Here is a 1,090-nt window from a genome sequence, read left to right as displayed (position 1 = left end):
TCCCAGCTGATCGGCAACTGACCCGAACTCGTTCGAACCAGCTCACCGCACCTTGCGCCGAATAACCTTGTTCTCGAACACGATTCCCCCGATCAGAATCGCGAACAGAACGGTGAACCCCAGCCACATCGTCGTAGCCTCACCAACCACCCCCGTGACCCCAATCGCCACGAACGCAACCACCAACCGCCACCGGGCGGGCAAGTGGCGGTTTTCGGCGGTACACCGACTGCATCCCGCAGGTGCCGGATTACGGCACGCGGTGCGTCGATTGCCTCGGTGGATCCGCCTCGGGCGGACCGGGATACGGCGTCGGAGGGGAAGTTAGTTGTTTCCCGTACGGCACAACGCGTGGTCGACGAGGACCATGGCGGCGTTTTCCTGGGCGATCTGGTGGGCTTCGGTGTCTTGCAGGAGGGTGGACATGGACACCACGACGCTGCGAGTACCGTCGTCGGTGACGCCGTCTCTGGTTTTGTAGCCGGGGATGTCGCCGCCGTGCATCCAATACCGTCCACCGCAGGACAATTCGATCGAGAACAGGCCCAGGCCGTAGCGGGCGCCGGGGAAGATCGATTTGACCTCGGAGTCGGTGTCGACGGTCTTCTTCATTTCGGCGAGTTGTTCGGGCTTCAAGAGTTTGCCGCCGAGCAATGCCCGGAAGAAGGTGTTGAGGTCGGCTGTGGTGGTGATCAGCGCGCCCGCGGAGGCGGCGAACAGGCCGATCCGGTTGTCGGTGGTGTCAACCAATCCGCCTGTGGGCCATTGCGTGTATCCGGTGGCGTGCGGGGCGGGGATCGTGACCGTGTTGCCGGGGTAGCTGGTGTGTTCGAGGCCGAGAGGAGTGATGATCCTGTTTCGGACCTCCTCGTACCACGGTGTGCCGGTGACTTTGTCGATGATCATGCCCGCCAGCAGGTAGCCGGTGTTGCTGTAGCGCCAGCCGGTTCCGGGGGCGAAGGTCGGCGGGCTCTGGACAGCGGTGGCCACCACCTGTTCGGGCGAGGTTGGGACATCGAGGGCATAGCGGTGGTAGTCCTCCGGGGAGGCCAGCTGGTACGGATTCGGGTACTCCAGTCCGCTGGTGTGG

Annotated in this window: 1 protein-coding gene; it reads right to left on the bottom strand. The window is 63.8% G+C overall.

All coding sequences use genetic code 11. The features are described 5' to 3' along the window. Positions 1-324 precede the first annotated feature (324 nt). Positions 325-1,090: serine hydrolase domain-containing protein (locus tag ACIRS4_RS38680; RefSeq protein WP_404205026.1), on the bottom strand; the 766-nt coding region annotated here is incomplete at its 5' end.

The sequence above is a fragment of the Streptomyces sp. NPDC101166 genome (assembly GCF_044768125.1).
Taxonomy (GTDB): domain Bacteria; phylum Actinomycetota; class Actinomycetes; order Streptomycetales; family Streptomycetaceae; genus Streptomyces.
The sequence above is the reverse complement of the archived record's forward strand: the minus strand, read 5'-3'. Positions and strand labels throughout refer to the sequence as shown.